This window comes from Rhizobium sp. R711, from assembly GCF_002211365.1.
In the GTDB taxonomy this organism is placed as follows: Bacteria; Pseudomonadota; Alphaproteobacteria; order Rhizobiales; family Rhizobiaceae; genus Rhizobium.
The window spans coordinates 141,666-163,757 of sequence record NZ_LOKZ01000036.1; the positions used below are offsets into that span (position 1 = coordinate 141,666).

At 59.5% G+C, this 22,092-nt stretch carries 18 protein-coding genes, 1 tRNA gene and 1 pseudogene; 7 read left to right on the plus strand and 13 right to left on the minus strand.

Going from position 1 to position 22,092, the window contains the following annotated elements; all coding sequences use genetic code 11:
- Positions 1–352 precede the first annotated feature (352 nt).
- The 6 genes and pseudogenes from ATY80_RS24335 to ATY80_RS24365 all read right to left on the minus strand — a co-directional run bounded on the left by ATY80_RS24335 (position 353) and on the right by ATY80_RS24365 (position 8,538).
- Positions 353–2,143, minus strand: a complete 1,791-nt coding sequence (locus tag ATY80_RS24335; protein ID WP_189637255.1) for a radical SAM protein — start codon at positions 2,141–2,143, stop codon at positions 353–355.
- A gap of 181 nt (positions 2,144–2,324) precedes the next feature.
- Positions 2,325–3,731, minus strand: coding sequence for a Si-specific NAD(P)(+) transhydrogenase (sthA, locus tag ATY80_RS24340; protein WP_088694863.1), 1,407 nt, complete (start codon positions 3,729–3,731; stop codon positions 2,325–2,327).
- A 102-nt stretch (positions 3,732–3,833) separates the two neighbouring features.
- Positions 3,834–4,451 (minus strand): dual specificity protein phosphatase family protein, encoded by a 618-nt coding sequence (locus ATY80_RS24345; protein ID WP_088694864.1) that lies wholly within the window; start codon positions 4,449–4,451, stop codon positions 3,834–3,836.
- A gap of 49 nt (positions 4,452–4,500) precedes the next feature.
- A pseudogene (gene radC / locus ATY80_RS24350) lies at positions 4,501–5,166 on the minus strand (DNA repair protein RadC); the annotation flags it as partial.
- A gap of 163 nt (positions 5,167–5,329) precedes the next feature.
- Positions 5,330–6,166, minus strand: a complete 837-nt coding sequence (gene map, locus ATY80_RS24355) for a type I methionyl aminopeptidase (protein WP_088694865.1) — start codon at positions 6,164–6,166, stop codon at positions 5,330–5,332.
- Positions 6,167–7,203: 1,037 nt separating this feature from the next.
- Positions 7,204–8,538: a DUF2778 domain-containing protein gene (locus ATY80_RS24365; protein WP_088694867.1), complete on the minus strand. Its 1,335-nt coding sequence runs from the start codon at positions 8,536–8,538 to the stop codon at positions 7,204–7,206.
- A gap of 316 nt (positions 8,539–8,854) precedes the next feature.
- Here ATY80_RS24365 and ATY80_RS24370 point away from each other — a divergent pair, with 316 nt between their 5' ends.
- Entirely contained in the window at positions 8,855–9,874 is a 1,020-nt protein-coding gene (locus ATY80_RS24370; RefSeq protein WP_088694868.1) for a methyltransferase, read from the plus strand.
- 27 nt (positions 9,875–9,901) lie between these two features.
- Here the strand turns inward: ATY80_RS24370 and phaC are convergent, their stop codons facing one another.
- On the minus strand, positions 9,902–11,785 hold the full coding sequence (phaC, locus tag ATY80_RS24375; protein WP_189637256.1) for a class I poly(R)-hydroxyalkanoic acid synthase: 1,884 nt from the start codon (positions 11,783–11,785) through the stop codon (positions 9,902–9,904).
- Between the two features lie 108 nt (positions 11,786–11,893).
- On the opposite strand from phaC, the gene ATY80_RS24380 reads away from it, so the two are divergent.
- Complete coding sequence (locus tag ATY80_RS24380) at positions 11,894–12,310, plus strand: hypothetical protein (protein ID WP_088694870.1); 417 nt, start codon at positions 11,894–11,896, stop codon at positions 12,308–12,310.
- Here ATY80_RS24380 and ATY80_RS28745 read toward each other — a convergent pair.
- Positions 12,307–12,507: a hypothetical protein gene (locus ATY80_RS28745; protein WP_141105589.1), complete on the minus strand. Its 201-nt coding sequence runs from the start codon at positions 12,505–12,507 to the stop codon at positions 12,307–12,309. The genes ATY80_RS24380 and ATY80_RS28745 overlap by 4 nt on opposite strands.
- A gap of 27 nt (positions 12,508–12,534) precedes the next feature.
- On the opposite strand from ATY80_RS28745, the gene ATY80_RS24385 reads away from it, so the two are divergent.
- The 4 genes from ATY80_RS24385 (at position 12,535) to ATY80_RS24400 (ending at position 17,446) form a co-directional block, all read left to right on the plus strand.
- Entirely contained in the window at positions 12,535–13,752 is a 1,218-nt protein-coding gene (locus tag ATY80_RS24385) for an LL-diaminopimelate aminotransferase (RefSeq protein WP_007532313.1), read from the plus strand.
- 64 nt (positions 13,753–13,816) lie between these two features.
- A complete protein-coding gene (locus ATY80_RS24390) occupies positions 13,817–15,139 on the plus strand; it encodes a homoserine dehydrogenase (RefSeq protein WP_088694871.1) in 1,323 nt (440 codons plus the stop codon).
- Positions 15,140–15,323: 184 nt separating this feature from the next.
- A complete protein-coding gene (recJ, locus tag ATY80_RS24395) occupies positions 15,324–17,126 on the plus strand; it encodes a single-stranded-DNA-specific exonuclease RecJ (RefSeq protein WP_088694872.1) in 1,803 nt (600 codons plus the stop codon).
- Between the two features lie 11 nt (positions 17,127–17,137).
- Positions 17,138–17,446, plus strand: coding sequence for a hypothetical protein (locus ATY80_RS24400; RefSeq protein ID WP_088694873.1), 309 nt, complete (start codon positions 17,138–17,140; stop codon positions 17,444–17,446).
- Here ATY80_RS24400 and ATY80_RS24405 read toward each other — a convergent pair.
- The 3 genes from ATY80_RS24405 to ATY80_RS24415 form a co-directional block, all read right to left on the minus strand.
- Positions 17,443–17,694, minus strand: a complete 252-nt coding sequence (locus tag ATY80_RS24405) for a hypothetical protein (RefSeq protein WP_141105590.1) — start codon at positions 17,692–17,694, stop codon at positions 17,443–17,445. The two genes, ATY80_RS24400 and ATY80_RS24405, sit on opposite strands and share 4 nt — an antisense overlap.
- A gap of 257 nt (positions 17,695–17,951) precedes the next feature.
- Positions 17,952–18,026, minus strand: a tRNA-Glu gene (locus ATY80_RS24410).
- A gap of 238 nt (positions 18,027–18,264) precedes the next feature.
- Entirely contained in the window at positions 18,265–19,326 is a 1,062-nt protein-coding gene (locus ATY80_RS24415; RefSeq protein ID WP_088694875.1) for a class I SAM-dependent methyltransferase, read from the minus strand.
- Positions 19,327–19,555: 229 nt separating this feature from the next.
- Between ATY80_RS24415 and ATY80_RS24420 the strand changes: the two genes are divergently transcribed.
- Positions 19,556–19,990, plus strand: coding sequence for a hypothetical protein (locus tag ATY80_RS24420; protein ID WP_088694876.1), 435 nt, complete (start codon positions 19,556–19,558; stop codon positions 19,988–19,990).
- A gap of 155 nt (positions 19,991–20,145) precedes the next feature.
- On the opposite strand, the gene ATY80_RS24425 is transcribed toward ATY80_RS24420, so the two are convergent.
- Positions 20,146–20,916, minus strand: coding sequence for an amino acid ABC transporter ATP-binding protein (locus ATY80_RS24425; protein ID WP_088694877.1), 771 nt, complete (start codon positions 20,914–20,916; stop codon positions 20,146–20,148).
- Positions 20,917–20,936: 20 nt separating this feature from the next.
- On the minus strand, positions 20,937–22,091 hold the full coding sequence (locus ATY80_RS24430; protein ID WP_088694878.1) for an amino acid ABC transporter permease: 1,155 nt from the start codon (positions 22,089–22,091) through the stop codon (positions 20,937–20,939).
- Position 22,092 lies beyond the last annotated feature (1 nt).

A 22,092-nucleotide genomic window follows, 5' to 3' on the forward strand; every position in this document is an offset into this window, starting at 1 on the left:
CGGAGCCAGCGACTGCCGTTCGGCCCGTGGAAGCCGCCGTCGGCACCGCTCACGGATCCTGTTGTCGGGAGCACTGCGCTTCGCGCGACGGTGCTGCATGGATCGACACTTGGAGATGAAAGCCCTTCGTGCCGAGGGCGACGTCGCACTTATGCATCGCAGGGAAAATGCGTCACGGCACGGCGAGGTTCGAGACAGAGGTCATGGACAAGATGACATTCGACAACGACGTGGTTGTTGAATGCGTGGAATTATCGACACGCTTCAGGCCACATTACCACTGACATCGCGACGATCCCGGCGACTCAACGGCTAGTTTGCCCGTCTTCTGTAAGCCGGCGTCCTACTGCGTTCAGACCGCGGGCCGAGCCTTGTGTGCGTGGGTCAGTTCCGCGACCTTGTGAATATGAGAGACGGCGGCTCGTCCGCCTGCTGTCTTGGTGAACAGTTCAAGCGTTTCATCCTCGTGGTCACCGACCGGTGTCAGTGCCTGATCCATATACGTCTTCGATTTCTTGTCGCGTGCGATGAAGAAGGCGCTCGTTGCGAGGCTGGCAATGGTGGCGCCTAGCGACAGGTGCTTGCGAACGGTTTCCCAGATGAAACGTGGCCAGAACGTCACGGCGCTTTCTCGTGGCAGGCCGGGGCGGCGTTCGGATGGATGCTTGAGACGAAGCAGTCCGCTCTGCAGCGGATGAACGTTCTCCAGCGGCACCGTCGTCGCAAACGACACGAGCATCTTGACAAGGCTGGCGAGCGGTACGCCCGTGGCAACAGCCCGGCGCAGCAGCGTCTTCATATGCTCTGGCGAGTAGTAGAGCGACCAGGCCTCCTGATAGATGTCTTCCCATTCCTGCTTGCTCATCTTCGGATGCGCAGTGCAGACGTGCTCGACGTCGTAAATGTTGAGATCGGCGTCCATCTCGACGCCTTTCTTCCACAGGGTCTGATGATCCTCCGAGCCCGGCAGCGGGGTCAGCACGAAGAACTCGATGACATCAAGGGGCAATTCGTGCTGGATGATCGCGATGTCGCGCCGGATCGACTCCGGCGTGTCTGCAGGGAAGCCGAGAATGTAGCCGGCGAGCGTCATGATGCCCTGTGCCTTCCAGGCGAGCAGCATCTTCCGGTATTCGGTGATCTTGTTCTGGTTCTTTTTGGCCGCAGTCAGATTGTCGGGGTTTACGTTCTCAAGCCCGATGAACACGCGGGTGACGCCGGCGCGTTTGGATTTTTCGATGAAGTTCGGGATCTTGTGGCAGAGCGTGTCGACCTGGATCATCAATCCAAGTGGGATGCCGTCCTTCTCTCGGAGCTCGATCAAGCGGTCGAAGATTGCTTCCCAATCCCTGTTACGCGCGAAGTTGTCGTCGGTGATGAAGAACTTGTGGATGCCTTGTGCCCAGTTCATCCGCACCAGTTTTTCGACATCATCGGCCGATCGAAAGCGCGATTTACGCCCCTGCACATTGATGATGGTGCAAAACGAGCATTGATACGGACAACCGCGGCCGGCGTCGAAACTCGTGCTGAGGCCAAGCGTCTGCGCCACATTGGCTTTCGGCAGGAACGGGACGGCCGCACCTTCGATGCTCGGCAAGTCGTTCATGAAATTGTAGAGCGGCTCAAGCTGGCTGCTGGCGGCATCCTGCAGAACGCGCTCCAGCCGGCCTTCGGCCTCGCCGGCGAACATCGAGATACCCATCTCGCGACACGCGTCCAGGCCGACCGCCTTGCCGTCGAGCATGGCCAGGCACCCCGACACGTGAAAGCCGCCCATCGAAACTGGAATGCCGGCGGCGCGGAAGGGGCGCGCGATATCCAGTGCCCGTGGATACTGATTCGACTGAACGCCGACCAGGGCGACCATCCCGAAATTGGCGTGTTGTCCAAGTTGTTTGAGCAGAGCCGGGATGTTGACCCGCGTGTTGGTCTCGTCGATGACCGTAATGTCGATTTCGACATTGGGGCCGAGGACCTTGCGCTCAGCGCAATCGGACGCGATTCCATAGATCGCAGCCAAGGAATTTGAGGGGATCATTGCCCGCCACCACCGGATCACATAGCCATCATCGTCATAATGCGACGGCTTGATCAGGATGAGCTGGAAACTCCGTTTGGCGGTCTTGGACAGATCTTGCACGGTCACTCGCTGGTAAGAGGAATCCCCGAAAATGGACGCTACCAGACGCGGCGGATTATACAAGCGAAGGTTTTACCGGCGCTATTCGACACAAATAAGTCAGGTCGACCGTATTTTGGCCGGATCTTAGATTTTTGTTTTCGTTTACTAAATTGTCAAAGCCTGCAGCCTGGTTAGGGGATCACAGCTCCGATTTGATGTCGCCCATCCGGTTCCACGCATCAAGACCGGCGATCTTGTAGGCCTCGGCGAGCGTCGGATAGTTGAACGTGTTTTCGACGAAGTATTCCACCGTTCCCTTGAGGTTCAGCACGGCCTGGCCAATGTGAACCAGCTCGGTTGCCCCTTCACCGACGATGTGCACGCCAAGCAGTCGGCGCGTCTTCAACGAGAAAATGAGCTTCAGAAGCCCGGTATCGAGACCCATGATATGTCCGCGCGAGGTCTCGCGGAAACGCGCGATGCCGCATTCATAGGGAATACCGCGCTCCTTCATCTCTTCCTCCGTCAAGCCGCAGGTAGAGATCTCCGGAACGGCGTAGATGCCGTAGGGAAAGTATTTCGGCGGCTCCTTCGCGACCGCACCGATGGCAACGCGGGCGGCGATGCGGCCCTGTTCCATGGAGGTGGATGCGAGGCTCGGAAAGCCGACAACGTCGCCCGCGGCGTAGATGTTCGGGACAGAGGTCTGGAAGGTCTCCGGATTGACCTTGAGGCGGCCACGGCTATCGGCTTCGAGTCCCGCCACTTCCAGGTTGAGCGTATCGGTCGCGCCCATACGGCCGGCGGCGAAGAGAACCATGTCGGTCACCAGATGGCGACCATTGTCGAGTTTCAGTTCGACCTTGCCGTTATCCAGGCGCGTCACCTTGTCGGCCTTGGTGCCAAGCAGGATCTTCATGTTGCGATCGCGCAGCTGGTAGGTGAAGTCCTCGACGATTTCCCGGTCGATGAAATCGAGCATCGTCGGCTTAGGGTCGACCACGGTCACCGCGGTATCGAGTGCGCTGAAGATCGTCGCATACTCGATGCCAATGACGCCCGCGCCGATCACGGCCATCGAGCGCGGCAGCTCTTCGATGTCGAGCAGCTCGTCACTGTCGAGCACCGTCTTGTTGTCGAATGGGATGTCATCGGGGCGGAACGGCTTCGTGCCGACCGCAAGAAGGATGCTGGCGCCTGTGACCCTGAGGATTTCGCCGTCGTCCTTGACGACTTCGAGCGTCGACGGGTCGACAAAGCTTGCCTTGCCTCTGATATGCTGCACGCGGTTTCGGGCGAACTGGTGCTCCAGCACCTCGACTTCGTGATCGAGGGTGATCAGCAGGCGCCGCCGAAGGTCTTCCGCGCTGATTTCTTCCTTCACGCGATAAGACCGGCCGTAAAAGCCGCGCTCGCGCCAGCCGGAGAGATTGAGCGCCGTTTCGCGCAGCGTCTTGGAGGGGATGGTGCCGGTGTGCACCGAAACGCCGCCAACGCGTTTGCCCTGTTCGATGACCAGAACTTTCTTGCCAAGCTTGGCGGCCTGAATAGCGCCGCGGCGGCCTGCGGGACCACTACCCACAACAACAAGATCGTACTCGAACATTAAGCTGGCCCCGATTGAAAAGCTGGAATCATTTTTGCGACGCAATATCTCGCGCGTCCACCGGTAGCAGGTCAATGTTGCAGATTATTTTATGAGCGGATATCAGGATTCATTGAGGCCAAGTAGGGGTTCCAACTTCTCGAAGGTGCGATCCATGGCGAAAGCCCGGCTGATCGGCAGTGCGATATGGCCGTAAAAGATCGACATCTGCCCTTCAGCCACTTTCTCGTTCGTCTTGCTGATCGCCGCCAGATAAAGCGCGGATGCGAGCCCGGTTCTATCTGCACCTGAGAGGCAGTGGATCAACAGCGGCTTCGGAGCGTCCTTCATGACTTGGATCAATTCCTTCGCCCGCTCCGGGGAAAGCTCCTTGTAAGCCGACATCGGGAAATCGATGTGCTCGATGCCAAGTGTCTTGGCTTGTTCGACCTCGGCGCTCCATGTCGGGCTGTTGATCCCGCCGCGCAGATTGATAATGGTCTTTATCCCATAGCGCTTCGAGAAGTCGGCAATTTCCTGTGGGGATGGCTGCGACGAACGGTAGACTTCGCCGGCAACGACAGCATGAAAGTTGCTCGTCGCCTCCAAATAGAAAGCGTAGCCGCCAACGATGGCAAGGAGCAGGGTGAGCAGAAATGCCGCTGCCATCCTGGAACGAGGGAATTGGCGAGAAACAAAGGTCGTCGTCATAAAGGTCTCGAAGCAGAACGGTTGCAGCATGCTTGCCTTGCCACCCAAACCTGACGGACACCTGAAGCAGGTTTGGTCTCTAAATCAGACGTAGACCCTTAAGACTCGCGTGACCGTCCTTACCGATGATGATGTGATCGTGGACGGTGATGCCGAGCGGCTTTGCCGTATCGACAATCATCCTCGTCATGTCGATATCGGCCCTCGACGGCGTCGGATCGCCCGAGGGATGGTTGCGGACGAGGATCAGCGCCGTCGCCGAAAGCTCCAGCGCGCGCCGCACAACCTCGCGCGGCTAGACCGGCGTATGGTCAACCGTCCCGCGTCCCTGAACCTCGTCGGCCATTAACGCGTTGCGCTTGTCGAGAAAGAGAATGCGGAATTGCTCGCGTGTCTCATGGGCCGTGGCGGCGTGCAGTATTGAATCACTGACGACCATGATGATAGCACCTGCTTGCCGCGAAGCTCGCTCTTCAGGGTCCTGTGTGCGGACTGTCGAGACCAGCTTCAGATCGAGCGCCACGGCCTCGCCGATGCCCTTCACCTACTGCAACAAAGGCAGTGGTGCGCCGAAGACGGCGGCAAGTGAACCGAAGCGCTCGAGCAACGCCTTTGCGATTGGCTTGGTATCGCGCCGCGGGATCAGCCTGAACAGCAGCAGTTCGAGCAACTCGTAATCGGCGAGCGCCGTGTCGCCATGCTGACGAAATCGGTCGCGTAGCCGCTCCCGGTGTCCGTGATAGTGCTCTTCCTTGCCGAGCGATGCCGGGAGGTTGGCCTGCTTCGTGAGCGATGCCGGCTTGGCGGCCTATTCCGCAAAGAAGGAGCGTTCGTCGCTTGCATCGCTGGTGGCGAAGGGCAGTTCGGCGTCGTTGGATTGCGAAACAGGACCCTTCGTCATCAAGCGCTCATCGGTTCAAGGGCGGAAGGCCGGGTCGGTCGAGGCCGCCAGGCGAAAGCGTGAATATCTCGCAGCCGTCGGCGGTGACGCCGACCGTGTGTTCGTATTGCGCCGAAAGCGAGCGATCGCGCGTAACGGCAGTCCAGCCGTCCGCCAGCACCTTCACATGCGGCCGACCCAGGTTAATCATCGGTTCAATCGTGAAGATCATGCCTTCGCGCAGTTCCGGCCCTTCGTTCGCGCGGCCGTAGTGCAGAATGTTCGGGGAGTCGTGGAACAACGCACCGACGCCGTGACCGCAGAAATCGCGCACAACGGAACAGCGTTCGGCTTCGGCATAGGTCTGAATGGCCTCTCCAATCGCGCCGGTGCGAGCACCGGGCCGAACGGCCGATATGCCACGCAGAAGGGATTCGTAGGTCACTTCAAGCAACCGCTCCGCTGCACGTTTGATGGTCCCGACCGGATACATGCGGCTTGAGTCGCCGTGCCAGCCATCGACCACGTAGGTTACATCGATGTTGACGATGTCGCCCTCGCGCAGAGGCTTGGCATCAGGAATACCATGGCAGACAACATGGTTGATCGAGGTGCAGGTTGATTTCGTGTATCCGCGATAATTGAGCGTCGCCGGAATCGCACCGTTGTCCATGCCGAATTCGAAAACGAAGCGGTCAATGGCGTCGGTCGGAAGGCCCGGCTTCACGACAGCGGCCAGCTCGTCGAGGCAGCGCGCCGTCAGCTGGCAAGCCTTCCGCATTCCCTCGAAAGCTTCAGGACCGTAGAGCCTGATTGCGCCCGTATTTTTCGATGGCGCGGAAGAGGCTTCGATATAATTCACCATTGCAGGCCTTTAGGATTGTCATTCTGGTACATAATGCAGCTATGCAGGGTTCGTCCATCGCGATCAATGGGGTGGATGTGATTTATGGCCTTGCGGTCGCGTTGAACCGGCACCGGCAGCTCTTCTGCGAGCCGCGCGCAGCTTCGCCTTCACGCGATCCTTTTGGCCCGTGGCTTGACCTGCATTGTCACTCGGACGCGGCGCTGGAAAGTGCCTCGCTGAGTAAAACAATATGGCGCTTCCCAGCGCCCCGTTCGGCGGTTTGTGCCCGCAACTCCGGTCCCTCTGCGGCCTGCCCGAGGAAGCTCTTGCTTCCCCTGGGGGCCATGTGTGCCACACAGGCACGTCCGGGGCTCAACTCGACGCCGCATTCGCGCGGACGCCGCCGTCCCCGGAGGGAGGCCATTTTCTGCGGGCCCCTGATGCGGAAGCTCACGTCCTTCCTCCGCACCCGGCGCGCCGGTCCCGCCTCGCCGCAACGCCTTGCGGTGTATCCATGACGGGACGAGGGGATGATGGCATGGGGGCGAGGGGTGGGGATGGAACGGGGGCTATGTGGTTGTTTTTGTGGGAACAGTCGCAGATTACGTTCATATGGTGAGCTGTCGAGACCTACTACGAATGCGGCACCTCAACATCAAAGCAATTGCTGATTGCGCAGGAGCCGCTTGATTCACCGCGCGGATGCGAGGTGGCGGAATCCCGGATCAGGTCCGGGATGACGGGAGGAGAGCAGTTGCCCGGGCCGGCCTGTCTTGCACTTCGTCGTTCACCGTTAGCTCCCGTCATGCCGGGCTCGACCCGGCATCCAGTAGCCCCGCGTCTACGGCGCAAAGGCGTCTTTCTCGCCCAGGACTTGAGCGCGCTGGCTCTGGATCCAGTTGGGGGGGGGGACGAGGAGGTGAACGGCTGGGTGACGGCGCGAGGGCTTGCCTTCACGCGGCGGGTGTCATCTGTGGCTTGTATCCGACGCAACGATGATGGCATTTCCGCGTGCCGCTGGGCAAATCGAGCACGTCGTTCTTGATGACTATTGATTAGGAGCGCGACGAGAACAACGAAGCGAAGGTGGACGTCGGCTTGTTCGGCATGCTCGTGACCACCACCAGTTGACGGATCTGGCCGCGTTTGAAGGCGGCGAGAAAGCGCTTGTAATCCCTGAAGGACACGCAGCCGTTGGAATCGCCGCGAGCGCCGAGCATGTAGGTATGCGCTAGCAGGCCAACGCGGTTGTAGACATAACCTGCGCCGCCAACAGGATTGAGGCGAATAGCCTCGACGCCGTGGAACAGGCTTTCGCGCATTGTCAGATTGTAGGTATGCGGCGGGGTCGGTCCGCGGTTCTTGGCATTCACATAGCGCGGGTTGTCACGCATCTTGCCGAGACCGGAATGGGCTTCCAGGCGCTCACCGTTCGGAAGGTAGACTATGTTGGCGGAAATGTCGTAGACCGCGACGCCACTACGCGCGACGGGCGCAGATAGTCCCTTCTTCACGGTCGGCATTGCGTCTTCGTCATCATCCGAAGCGCCCGCATCCGGCCGGGCATAGGCCAGCACGGGTTCTGCCGGAGCACTACGATCGCTGAGCGTCGCCCGCTTGGTCAGGCCATCGGGCCGGGCCATCGGCAAGGGGATCGACGTGTCGCTGCCGCTCAATACGAGATCAAACGGCTGGGTGGACGACGCAGGTTGCTCGGTCGGCGCGGCAGAAGCAAGACTTGCAACCTCGACCGGACCTCCTGGCTTGGCCGCCGCGGGTGGAACCTGTCCCTTGATGGGGTCAGCAGGTCTTGCGGCGAGCGCCAGCAGGGCAGGTCCTTCGGCAACTGCAATTTCTTCTTTCGACGGAATGATGATGCGATCAGCCGAGGCAACAGCGACCGGTGTCGCCGTGACGGCGTCGTCCTTGGTCTCGCGGCTTGGCAGGGCAGGTGCTGTCGTTGCGGCAACCATTGCCGGCTGCTTGTTCGGAGAGCCTTCAGAAATAGCAAGAGGTTCGGATTGCCCGACGAATGCAGCTGCCAGCGCCGCGGATGGAGCGGCCACGCGAATACCCGTGGCCTCCGCCAGCTCGCTTTCCGAGCTCATTCGTAGGCGCGAGAATTTCTTGACATGAACGAGGCGCTGCATGGGCTCGGTTCTAGCAATGGCTGCAGGGGCCAGCGCGATGTCGGCAAAGCGACCGGTGCTCGGATGCGGAGCTGGCGCAGCCATGTGCATGGTCGCGACTGTGGCGACGATCCACGCCGAAGCGGCAAACCCCGCACCGATAAGAGTTGCACCTGAGAGAAAATGGAAAGAGCGACCGAAGCGAGAAATGGACGTACCTATGGGCCTGGTATTGGCAAACACATCGACCGCAAACGCCATAACACTTGTCTTTCACAACTCGTTACAAGGCCGGCGGTACTGACAGATTGATAATTTTCTTCGCCGGGGCCGGTATAGGAGCATCAGGGCCAAATTGCGGCTTTGCTAATATGTCCGGTTGCCTGACAGAATGGCGAATTATGGTAACCAATTCCTTTACGTGATCGCTTGCACCGTACGAATTTGAATGCAGAGCTTTCGGCATGGCCCCGAGGCTCGATTTTACCCGCCTCCTTCTTTGTCATGACGTGCCGAAGAACGCGGATTCTGCTATGAATGCCTGCCGTCGCGTGTCTCTACCTTGGGAGGGAAAACGATGTCTTCGACACAAGTGGTTCATGAAGAAATCTCGCCAGCGTCGCTGGTCGATGCGATGTTTGCTTTTCGAAAAACGGCGGCAATGAAGGCCGCAATCGAATTCGATCTTTTCACGAAGTTTGGCGGCCAGGCGCGCACCGCGAAGATGCTTGCGTCGGACCTGGATTGCGCCGAGCGCGGAGTGCGCATTCTCTGCGACTTTCTGGTGGTTTCGGGTTTTTTGACGAAGAGCGGCGAGAGTTATGCGCTGACGCCGTCGAGCCAGGCCTTTCTCGACAGGCGCTCCCCGGCCTATATGGGAGCGGCGATCGATTTCCTGGCTTCGCCGCAAATGATGTCCTTGTTCCTCGAAAACCCGGCTGCCTTTGTTCGCAACGGCGGCTCCGTCGGCTTGGCCAACGTAGCGCCGGACAATCCCATTTGGGTCAAGTTTGCCCGGGCAATGGGTTCCTTTACCGGTGCAAGCGCAATGGCCTTGGCGTCTGAGGTGGCGACGTGGCCAAAGCTGCCGAGCAGGGTGCTGGATATCGCGGCCGGTCCCGGCGCCTTCGGCATAGAGATCGCCAAGGTGGCGCCATCGGCCAGTGTGGTCGCTATCGACTGGAAGCCGGTTCTTGCGGTGACGGAAGAGAATGCGACGAAAGCAGGCGTTGCCGAGCGCTTCACGTTCCGCCCCGGCAGCGCCTTCGAAGTCGATTGGGGCAGTGGCTATGACCTTATCCTGCTGCCGAACTTTCTCCATCACTTCGATCGAGAGGGCTGCGTTACGCTGTTGAAGAAAGCGCGTGCGAGCCTCGTGCCTGAAGGCCGCGTGGCGGTGGTCGAGTTCGTTCCGAACGAGGATCGCGTGTCGCCCGAGTTCCCGGCGGCGTTTGCCATGGTCATGCTGGCTACGACGCCGAATGGCGATGCCTATACCGGGCGGGAGCTTGCCGAGATGGCCAAATCGGCCGGTTTTCGCGTCGTCGCGACGAAGCCGCTTTCGCCGTCACCGGCCAGCCTGATCTTCCTGGAGTAACAGAGCCGCTGCGGTTTCCAGCAAGCCTCAGGCTCGCTCCATGACATAGCTTCCCGGCGCTTCTTCGATGGCGTTGAGCGCAGCACCGCCCGGCTTGCGGGCGGGCACGCGCTTGCTGTCTTTCGCCTCGATCCATGCCTGCCAGTGTGGCCACCACGAGCCGGCATTTTCGGCGGCTTCGGTAAGCCATGTCTCGTAGTCGCCTTTCGCTGCGCCGCCGGTCCAGTATTGGTACTTCTTCTTGTCCGGCGGGTTGACGACGCCAGCGATATGGCCGGAGCCTGCGAGCACGAAATCGACCTTACCACCGAAGAACTGGCTGCCAAGGAACACCGACTTTGCCGGCGCGATGTGGTCTTCGCGGGTTGCGAGATTGTAGATCGGAATCTTGACGTCCTTCAGGGACAGCTTTTGCCCGTCGAGGATCATCTCGTTCGCAGTCAATGCGTTCCTGAGGTAGCAATTGCGCAGGTAGAAAGCGTGGTTCGCCGCCGCCATGCGCGTGGAATCAGCGTTCCAGAAGAGCAGGTCGAAGGGCATCGGATCCTGGCCCTTCAGGTAGTTGTTGACGAAATAGGGCCAGATCAGCTCCGAGGCCCGCAGCATGTTAAAAGCGGTCGCCATCTTCGACCCGTCGAGATAGCCAATCTCCTCCATATGGGCTTCAAGCCGTCCCAATTGCTCCTCGTCGACGAAGACCTTGAGATCGCCGGCATGGGTAAAATCCACCTGCGTCGTGAAGAGGGTGGCGGTCTTGATCCGCTTGTTCTTCTCCTTGGCGTGCAGTGCCAGCGTTGCGGCGAGCAGTGTGCCGCCCACGCAGTAGCCAACAGCGTTTGCCTCCTTCTCGCCCGTCGCCTTCTCGATGGTATCGAGGGCAAAGTCGATGCCTTCGCGCGCATAGGCGGCCCAATCCTTTTGCGCATGGCGCGCGTCCGGATTGACCCAGGAAATCACGAAAACGGTCTGCCCCTGGTCGACGCACCATTTGATGAATGATTTCTGCGGGTTGAGATCGAGGATGTAGAACTTGTTGATCCACGGCGGACAGATGAGAAGCGGGCGCTTCAGCACCGTCTCGGTCGTCGGCTCGTACTGGATGATCTGGCAGATCTCGTTCTGCGCGATCACCTTGCCTGCAGTCAGCGCCATGTCGCGGCCGACGGCGAACTTGGTCATGTCGGTTTGGCGAAGCCTGAGGTCGCCTTGGCCCGCCGCGATATCCTCGGCAAGCATTTTCATGCCGCGCACAAGATTTTCGCCGCTGGTGGCGATCGTTTCGCGGTAAAGCTGGGGGTTGGTGGCGACGAAATTGGTTGGCGAGAGCGCGGCCGTGATCTGCTTCACATAGAAACCGGCCTTGTGCTTCGTGTGTTCGTCGAGCCCGTCGGTGTCGGCCACCATCTTCTCGGCCCAATCGGCGGTGATCAGGTAAACCTGCTTCAGGAATTCGAAGAACGGGTTCTTTTGCCAGTCCTCATCGGCAAAGCGCTTGTCCTTGCGGTCCGGCTCTTCCGTCGGTGTCTCGCCCTGCATGCGCTGCATCGAGCGCATCCAGATGCCGAAGTAGCTGCTCATCAGCTGCGTCTGCGCTTCAAAGGTCCGGCGCGGATCGGAGATCCAGTACTCGGTGACCTTGGAGAGCGTCTTCACCATGTCGGTCACCGGTTCTGCGGCATTTTCCGCGATTTCGCCACGTTCGCGAGGCGCGAGCCAGGCTGTAGCCGCCTTGCCGAGATTTTCGAGCGCCCGGGCGAAATTGATCGCCATCGCCTCGGGATCTTTCAACAGGTAGGGATCGAGGTCCTTTGCATCGAAGCCCGGGCCTTTTGCCTTGTTGCCGTTGTCCTGCTTGCTGTCGGTCACGCGTCTCCTCCGGCGGCAGCATATCCTGCAAATCGAGTTGTACATCTGGAAAGATCGATAAAACAAGTTCCGCTGATGCACGCTCGTGCTATTGCTTTGTGGCGGCGACGAATTTAACAGTCGAAGCACCTCAGGATTTGGGACCTCTGGCACATGACGAAAAACGGCATCCGCACTATCGCAAACGTGACCCGCATCGCGCTCATTAGCGCCGCCGCGGCCATGACGCTTGCCGGATGCCTGGAAACGCCCGAGGAAAAGGCCGCCTTCCGGGCCAGGCAGGCAGCGCCGACGCCTGTTGTCATGAACGCAACGAAGGGCGAGGCGGCGACGGAAAGCGGCCTGTCACACTACAAGGACGGCTACCCGGGATTCGGTGCGCCGCTGACAGCCGCAAACGTTCAGATGGGTGACGACGAGGCCGGCGGGCTTCAGAAGAAGCTGACGGCCCTCGGCGCACAGCGCAAGGCCGGCACGATCTCGGAAGCCGAGTATCAGCGTCGCGTAGCGGAATTTCGCAAGCTTGCGGCCGAGCATGGCGCCGAAACGCTCTCCGAAATCGCCAATTAGGCCTTGCCTTCGCTGCGATTTGGAAGCAAAGCCTTCCAGTAGTGGCGGAAGATGAATTTTTCCCAATAATGCAAGGCCTGCACGGTTTTCCGCCAAAGAAATGCCGTGTGACACAAGTCTGATGAATACGGCGTTGGCGATTCTGAAGTTCGTATCGCGAACAGCCGGGAATTAGGACGAACTTCGAGCGCGGTCATGGTGGCCGCATTTCCGTGGGGAAAGAAATGGAAGAGTTTCACAAAGTCCGGCGTTTGCCGCCTTACGTTTTCGAACAGGTCAACCGTTTGAAAGCAAGCGCGCGAGCGGGCGGGGCCGATATCATCGATCTCGGCATGGGAAACCCTGATCTTCCGACCCCGAAGGCGATCGTCGACAAGCTCTGCGAAGTCGTCCAGGATCCGCGCACGCATCGCTATTCCTCGTCCAAGGGTATTCCGGGTCTCCGCCGGGCCCAGGCCGCCTACTACGCCCGCCGCTTCGGCGTGAAGCTCAATCCGGATACCCAGGTCGTTGCGACATTGGGCTCCAAGGAAGGCTTCGCCAACATGGCGCAGGCGATCACAGCGCCCGGCGACGTGATCCTTTGCCCGAACCCGACCTATCCGATTCACGCCTTCGGCTTCCTGATGGCAGGCGGTGTCATCCGGTCGATGTCGGTCGAGCCGGACGAGAGCTTCTTCCCGCCACTGGAGCGCGCGGTCCGTCATTCGATCCCGAAGCCGCTGGCGCTGATTCTCAACTATCCGTCCAACCCGACGGCTTTTGTTGCGACGCTCGACTTCTACAAGGACGTCATCGCTTTCGCGAAAAAGCATGACATCATCGTGCTTTCCGACCTGGCCTACTCCGAGATCTACTTCGAAGGCGAGCCGCCTCCGTCGGTTCTGGAAGTTCCGGGCGCGATGGATGTGACGGTCGAGTTCACCTCGATGTCGAAGACCTTCTCGATGCCGGGCTGGCGCATGGGCTTTGCCGTCGGCAACGAGCGCCTGATCGCGGCGCTGACGCGCGTCAAGTCCTACCTCGATTACGGCGCGTTCACGCCGATCCAGGTGGCGGCAACGCATGCGCTGAATGGTGACGGCTCCGACATCGCGGAAGTCCGCAACGTCTATAAGCGCCGCCGTGACGTCATGGTGGATACCTTCGGCAAGGCTGGCTTCGAAGTGCCGCCACCGGCGGCGACCATGTTTGCATGGGCCAAGATTCCGGAGAAGTTCCGCCACCTCGGTTCGCTGGAATTCTCCAAGCTGCTCGTCGAGAAAGCCGACGTGGCTGTCGCGCCAGGCATCGGTTTCGGTGAAATGGGCGATGACTATGTGCGTCTGGCGCTCGTCGAGAACGAACACCGCATTCGTCAGGCAGCCCGCAACATCAAGAAGTTCATGTCGACGGCCGACGAGACGATGCACAACGTCATCTCGCTCAACGCACATCGCTGATATAATCTCCTCAACGGCAGCCGCTTCGGCGGCTGCCCTTCATGACACATTTCAGGATCGATCCATGGCAGATGCCCTCAAAATCGGCATTGCGGGCTTGGGTACCGTTGGTGCTTCGCTTGTCCGTATCATTCAGCAGCGCAGCAACGAGCTTGCCGCAACATGCGGGCGCCCGATCCTGATTACGGGCGTTTCCGCCCGAGACAAGACCAAGGACCGCGGCATCGACGTCGGCGGCATCGAGTGGTTCGACCGGCCGGAAGATCTGGCGGAGAAGGGCGACATCGATGTTTTCGTCGAACTCATGGGCGGCGTCGATGGATCGGCCAACAGCTCTGTGCGTGCGGCTCTGCAGCGTGGTCTCCACGTGGTGACAGCGAACAAGGCGCTGCTTGCCTATCATGGCGTCGAGCTGGCTACGATCGCGGAAGAGAAGGGCGCCTTGCTGAACTTTGAGGCGGCGGTTGCCGGCGGTATTCCGGTCATCAAGGCGCTGCGCGAATCGCTGACGGGCAATACGATCTCCCGCATCTACGGGATCATGAACGGCACCTGCAATTACATCCTGACGAAGATGGAAAAGGAAGGCCTTTCCTTTGCCGATTGCCTGCAGGAAGCACAGCGGCTCGGTTATGCCGAAGCTGATCCCGCCTTCGATATCGAAGGCAATGACACGGCGCACAAGCTCTCCATTCTGACGACGCTCGCCTTCGGAAACCAGATCGCAGCCGACGACATCTACCTCGAAGGCATCACCAACATCTCGATCGAAGACATCCACGCCGCAGCCGATCTCGGCTACCGCATCAAGCTGCTCGGCGTTGCACAGCGGACCGATACCGGCATCGAACAGCGCGTCCATCCGACGATGGTGCCCGTTGATTCCGTGATTGCACAGGTCGACGGCGTGACAAACGCGGTTGCGATCGAGTCCGACGTTCTCGGTGAGTTGCTGATGGTCGGCCCCGGCGCCGGCGGCAATGCGACGGCTTCGTCCGTTCTCGGTGACATCGCGGACATCGCAAAAAGCCGACCCGGTGCACAGCGCGTGCCCGTTCTCGGCCATCCCGCCAAATCGCTGGAGCCCTACCGCAAGGCACAGATGCGAAGCCACGAAGGCGGATATTTCATTCGCCTGACCGTGCTCGACCGTACCGGCGTGTTCGCAAGCGTCGCCACCCACATGGCGGAAAACCACATTTCGCTGGAATCGATTGTTCAGCGTTCGAAGCAGCATCTGGCGCCCTCGCATCATCAGACGATCATCATGGTGACTCACGCGACGACGGAGGATTCCGTCCGCAAGGCGGTCGCCGCGATCAAGGGCGAGGGCTACCATGTCGGCGAACCGCAGGTGATCCGCATCGAGCGGCCAAAGGAAGACTGAGAAGTCTCCTCGTTTTCAGGCATATTGGCGTTGCTTGGGGTGCCGCGGCAGATCTGCTGCGTGCATCCACAGCTAACGTCGTATGTCTTCGCCAAAATCGTTGTGTGGCCGTGCCAAGCCGCTTAAAGCTGCCGATATCCCTCCGGTCTCGGGGTGGTGACAAGCGATGAGGGCAGCAGACGAGATGGAGATTCCGGCCGATCCGGTACAGCGCGCGTTTCTGGGCGTAGAGAAGTCCGTCTTGGACAACCGTTGGATCTCGCGCCTGGATCAAGCCGGCCAGAACCGGGCGCTCGCGATGTCTCAGATGCATGGACTGCCGGAGCTCATTGCGCGCGTTCTTGCCGGACGCGGTGTCACCGTCGATGAGGCCCTGGAGTTTCTTGACCCGACCCTTCGTGGCCTGATGCCTGATCCCTATACCCTGACGGATTGCGAAAAGGCAGCCAAGCGGCTTGCCGAAGCGATCAGCGGCCATCAACAGGTCGCGATTTTCGGAGATTACGATGTCGACGGCGCCTCCTCATCGGCGCTCATGTTTCGCTTTCTCAAACACTTTGGCGTCAAGGCCGAGATTTATATTCCCGACCGCATTTTTGAGGGTTACGGTCCCAACGCTGTGGCGATCGGCAACCTGATCGACAATGGGGCACGGCTGATCGTCACCGTTGACTGCGGATCTACGAGCCATGAAGCGCTGACCGAAGCTGCGAGACGCAACATCGATGTCGTGGTGATTGATCACCATCAGGTGACACATGATTTGCCGCCCTGCCACGCGCTGGTCAATCCGAATCGCGAGGACGATCTTTCAGGGCAAGGACATCTCTGTGCCGCCGGCGTCGTATTCCTTGTGCTCGTCGCGACGCTGCGCTTGTTGCGGGAAGCCGGGGACCCACGCGCGCGGTCGATCGACCTGCTGCAGTGGCTTGATATTGTCGCGCTCGCGACTGTCTGCGATGTCGTCCCCCTGAAGGGCCTGAACCGTGCCTACGTGGTCAAGGGATTGATTGCCGCGCGGCATCAGGGCAATGCAGGCTTGTCCGCGCTGTTCCGTAGGGCGGGCCTTGCCGGGCCTGTAACACCCTATCACTTCGGCTTCCTGATCGGCCCGCGCATCAATGCGGGCGGGCGCATCGGCGACGCCGCACTTGGCAGCCGCCTGCTCACCCTCGATGATACAGGCCGGGCCGAGGTTATTGCGCAGCAACTCGATGACCTCAATCGCGACCGGCAAGCGATGGAAGCCGCGATGCTTCAAGAGGCTGAGGCCGAGGCGATGGCGGAATACGGGGACGGTGAGGGGGCGTCGGTCATCGTCACCGCGCACGAAAAATGGCACCCCGGCATTGTCGGCCTGATTGCCGCCCGCCTCAAGGAGCGATTCAAGCGCCCAGCCTTTGCGATCGCCTTCGACCCATCCGGCAAAGGCACCGGCTCTGGCCGCTCCATCAACGGCTTCGACATGGGCAAGATGGTGCGCGCGGCCGTGGACGAAGGTTTGCTGGTCAAGGGCGGTGGCCATGCCATGGCCGCTGGCCTGACCGTCGAGCGCGACAAGCTGGGTCTGCTGCGCAGCTTTTTTGACGAACGCGCGGAAAAGACAATAGCCGCGCTCGTGGCTAACGAGACGCTGAAGATAGACGGTGCGATTGCCGCCAGCGGTGCAACGATCGAACTGATCGATCGCCTGGAGACGGCCGGGCCTTACGGATCGGGTCATTCCCAGCCGCTCTTTGCGGTTCCCGCTCATCGCCTTCGCGATTCCCGCCTGGTTGGCGAGAAGCATGTGAAGGTGACGCTCGAAGCCATGGACGGCGCCCGTCTCGACGGAATCGCCTTTCGGGCAGCCGATACGCAACTGGGCAACCTGCTGCTGAATTCAAGGGGCTCCAGTCTGCACGTCGCGGGCTCGCTCGGCGCGGACCACTATCAGGGCTCCCGACGCATCCAGCTACGTGTTCAGGACGCCGCTCCAGCGCGGTGAGGCCGGCAGGCATGGGCGAGACTATGGAGGAGGCGATCGGAAACGCGCCTGGGCAGCATCTTCTCGTGGCGGCGCTACAGGCCATCTTCCTTTTCGATTTTTGGTGGCATCGGGTGATAAACGAGGGAACAGGAAGACAGATCCTCGTTCATATACACGACATTGGATTTGGCGTGGTCAATCCATTCTATGGCGTTATCGTAAGTCTGAAGGAAATGCCCGTGCAGCGCGGCCTTCCGATTGGGCTCGATGTCGGGGTAGGTCACAAGCATGGATGCTTTAAGTTTGATACAGTAAGCCGTACGGGTATCAAGCTCTAGTTCGACTTCGTAAAGGCCCTTGTCGCTGAACCAAAATCTGCTTTCGAACCTATATTCTCCGGCACCATAGTGAGATAAGGCTCGTTGGTGGCGGATTTGGCGACCCATCGCAGTCCGCTTTCAGGAGGCGCAGCAGCAATGACTTGATCGGGCGTCATGCCCCATTTGGTATATTGCCAATCGGCTTGTGCCGATGGAGCGACGCAGAGCAAGGCTGAAGGCATTGCTAAATAAGCAATAATCCTCATTTTCCCCTCCTGCATTTGTTACAATCAGGCGGGAGGCCACGTGGGGGGAACGTCAGTTCCGTCTAGCGGAAAGTAAATCGCCTCTTCGTCTTCTTCAACCGAAGGCTAAACGCGCTCTTTCACCCCCCCCGCGTGATGATCAGCGAACTCGTTTGCTTGCGGCTCTCCAATCTGGAAAGGCGCTCGTCGATAAGGGAAACGGTGTTAGCAGATGCTACCCGCAACGTATTGAAAATATTGAAGGGAGAAAAAGAAGTTGGCACGCCCTAGGGGAGTCGAACCCCTCTTCCCAGAATGAAAATCTGGTGTCCTAACCGATAGACGAAGGGCGCTTCCTTCGTGGTGGCGCCCTTATAGTCAGGCACTTTGAATCCCGCAAGCGGCAAAACAAGAAAAAATCACAATGGCGCGAATTTTTCTTGGCTTCTCGCCCGTGGTGCTCTGTAATTGGTGATTATCATTTTGATATCGCTACGTTATTTCTAGTTCCACAGGCTATTGATGGACATGTGGAAAGTTTCGATGGACGCGGCCGACCGGGGCAGCCGCGTCGCGAGTAATGCAACTTCCTCAGGCGCGCACCTCGAAGACCATGTTGAAGGGTGTTTCCGTGGCGCGGCGGAAATGCTTGAAACCGGCATCGAGGGCGACTTTCCTCAGCTTGGTTTCGCCGGCCTGCGCGCCGAGCCCGAGTCCAACCTCCTGCGAGAGCGATGCCGGGGTACAGATCATCGTCGACGCGCCGTAATAGACCCGACCGACTGGGTTGAGATTGTCCTTCAGGCAATCATGCGCAAAGGGCTCGACGACCAGCCAGGTGCCGTCAGCGGAGAGCGATTCCTTGACGTGCTTGCCGGCGCCGACCGGGTCCCCCATGTCGTGCAGGCAATCGAACATGGCGATGAGATCGTAGTTTCCTTCCGGAAATCCAGCAGCGGGCGCCTGCTGGAACGTGACACGATCGGCAACGCCAGCCTCCTTGGCCGCAGCCTTCGCCCGCTCGATCGACGGCGCGTGATAATCGAAGCCAAAGAACTTTGAAGCGGGATAGGCTTGAGCCATCAGGATCGTCGAAGCGCCGTGGCCGCAGCCGACGTCGGCGACTCGTGCGCCGGCCTTCAAACGGGCCTCGACGCCCTTCAAGGCAGGAATCCAGTCGGCAACCAGATTGTTGTTGTAGCCGGTTCGGAAGAAGCGCTCGGTACCGCGAAACAGGCAAGCGCTGTGCTCGTGCCACCCGACGCCCGTGCCGGTGCGGAAGGCGTCGGCTACCTTGGGTTCGTCCATCCACATGGCTTGCACGACCTGAAAAGCGCCGGCGAAGAAGGCAGGGCTATCCTCCTCGGCAAAGACCATTGCCTGCTCCGGCGTCAGGTGAAAGCGATCGGTCTTCTCGTCATAGGTGAGATAGTCGGCGGCCGCGAGGGCGGAGAGCCACTCTCTGAGGTAACGTTCCTTTATGCCGGTTTCCTTCGATACCTCGGATGAGTTGCGTGGCTTGCCGTCGGCCATGGCCTTGAACAGGCCAAGGTCATCACCCAGCACCACCAGCGCTCCGGATACGGCCGCGCCTACGTCGCCGATCAACCGACCGACGAGTGCATCCACTTTCTGCATGTCGGGTTCGCGCATGTCTTCCTCCCTCGGAGATGCAGGAAAAACCAGCCCGTCGGGCACTATATCACTGCCGGTGTTTGCCGCTAAAACAACACTGCGGCATTAGTGGCAAACTGTTCCGCTTACGAAGACGAAGCGCGATCCTTGAACAAAATTAACGTGTTGGTTGCGCCAATTGTCGCGTTGACAAGAAAAAACGTCAGATTGATAGTTCGCTAGCCCCTAGAGGCTTGGAGGAAGATCAATGATCAAGCGTTTGACTATTCTTGCATCCGTTTCCCTGCTCGGGGCGCTCGCGTTTGCGACGCCGTCCTCGGCGCTGACCATGAAGGAGTGCAGCGCGAAGTATAAGGCGGCCCAGGCTGACGGCTCCGCGAAGGACATGAAGTGGAATGATTTCCGCAAGGCGCAGTGCGGTCCGGATGCGACGGCTGAGCCGGATGTGACACTCAATAGTGGTGAAGAACCAGAAAAGCCCACGATGACGGCGCCCAAGGGCGTTTCGTTCCCAACAGCCATTTCACCGAAATATGCGAAGGAAACACCCGGCAAGGGACGGATGCATACCTGCGTCGACGCCTATCACCAGAATAAGGACGCCAATACGCTCAATGGTCTGAAGTGGATCCAGAAGGGCGGTGGTTTTTACAGCCTGTGCAATGCCAAGCTGAAGAGCTGATAGGGGTTTGGCTCAACTCGGAAGGCCCCGTCATCGGGGCCTTTTGTTTGTCGTCATGCGGCGCTCGCTCTCAAACCGACCGTCGAAAATACGCCAAAACGAAAAGGCCGCCGGAAAAATCCGACGGCCCTTGAATTCGTTGTTCGCCAATCGACTTAGTGCAGGATTTGGCTGAGGAAGAGCTTGGTGCGCTCGTGCTGCGGATTGTCGAAGAACTCGGCAGGCGAGTTCTGTTCGACGATCTGTCCCTGGTCCATGAAGATGACGCGGTTGGCGACCTGACGCGCAAAGCCCATTTCGTGGGTCACGCAAAGCATGGTCATGCCTTCCTCTGCCAGTCCGACCATGGTCTCCAGAACTTCCTTGATCATCTCAGGGTCGAGCGCCGAGGTCGGCTCGTCGAAAAGCATGATCTTCGGGTTCATGCAGAGTGAGCGGGCGATCGCCACGCGCTGCTGCTGACCGCCCGAGAGCTGACCCGGATACTTGTTGGCCTGCTCCGGGATTTTGACGCGCTTCAGGAAGTGCATGGCGATTTCTTCGGCCTGCTTCTTCGGCATCTTGCGCACCCAGATCGGCGCCAGCGTGCAGTTTTCCAGAATGGTCAGATGCGGGAAGAGATTGAAGTGCTGGAAGACCATGCCGACTTCGCGGCGCACTTCGTCGATCTTCTTCAGGTCGTTGGTGAGTTCGACCCCATCGACGATGATCTGGCCCTTCTGGTGCTCTTCCAGACGGTTGATGCAGCGGATCATCGTCGATTTTCCCGAGCCCGAGGGGCCGGCAATGACGATGCGCTCGCCGCGCATTACCTTGAGATTGATGTCACGCAGTACGTGAAAATCGCCGTACCACTTGTTCATGCCAATGATGTCGACGGCAACGTCTGTCGCCGAAACAGTCATCTTCTTTTGAGCCTCAGCCATATGTTCGTTCCCTTGATCTTTTATCGTTTGTGGCCGGTATCGAGATAGCGTTCCATGAAGCCTGAATAGCGCGACATGCCGAAGCAGAACAGCCAGAAAACGAAGCCAGCGAAAATCAGGCCTGTCAAGGGCGTGACCGCGCTCGCCCAGTTGGCGTCGGTAAAGTTAAACCGGACGATACCGAGCAGGTCGAACATGCCGATGATCGACACCAGTGACGTATCCTTGAACATGCCGATGAAGGTATTGACGATGCCGGGGATGACCAGCTTGATCGCCTGCGGAAGTATGATCAGTCGCATCTTCTGCCAGTAACCGAGCCCGAGCGAGTCGGCGCCTTCGGACTGGCCTTTAGGGATCGCCTGTAGGCCACCGCGAATGACCTCCGCCATGTATGCGGAAGCAAAGATTGCCACACCGATCAATGCGCGCAGCAGCTTGTCGATGGTGAACCCGGTCGGCAGGAAAAGCGGCAGCAATACGCTCGCCATAAACAGCACGGTGATCAACGGTATGCCGCGAATGATTTCGATAAAGGCGACGCAGACAATTTTGATCACAGGCATCTTCGATCGGCGCCCCAGCGCCAGAATGATGCCAAACGGCAGCGACACGGCAATGCCGACGAAGGAAAGCACCAGCGTCACCATCAGGCCGCCCCATAGAGGCGTATCGACGATTTCGAGCCCGAAACCGCCGTAAAGCAGCCAGAAGGCAAGAAGCGGCAGGACGGCGAACAGCAGAATGGCGTTGATGCGCTTGAACGGCGCCTTGGGGACCAGCATAGGCGCGAGCAGCAGCACGAACAGGACACCGACGATCGTCGGGCGCCAACGTTCGTCGAGCGGGTAAGTGCCGAACGCGAACTGAGAGATCTTCGCGTTGACGAATGCCCAGCAAGCGCCGCTCCAGCCATCAGGCTGGGTGCCACCTTGAACAGTCGTCGCGCAGAAGGTGCGGTCCGTTCCGGTCCAGACGGCCTGAATGAACAACCAGTTGATGACGTGCGGCAACGCCCAGGCGAGGAAGGTAACGGCAATGACGGTCAGGACAATGTCCTTCGGCGTTGCTAGCAGGTTCTTGCGAGCCCAGGCCCATGCGCCGCTCTCGCTGCGCGGTGCTGGTGCCGGGTCGATAAAAGCGGTCCTGACGAAAGATTGGTTGGATACCGACATC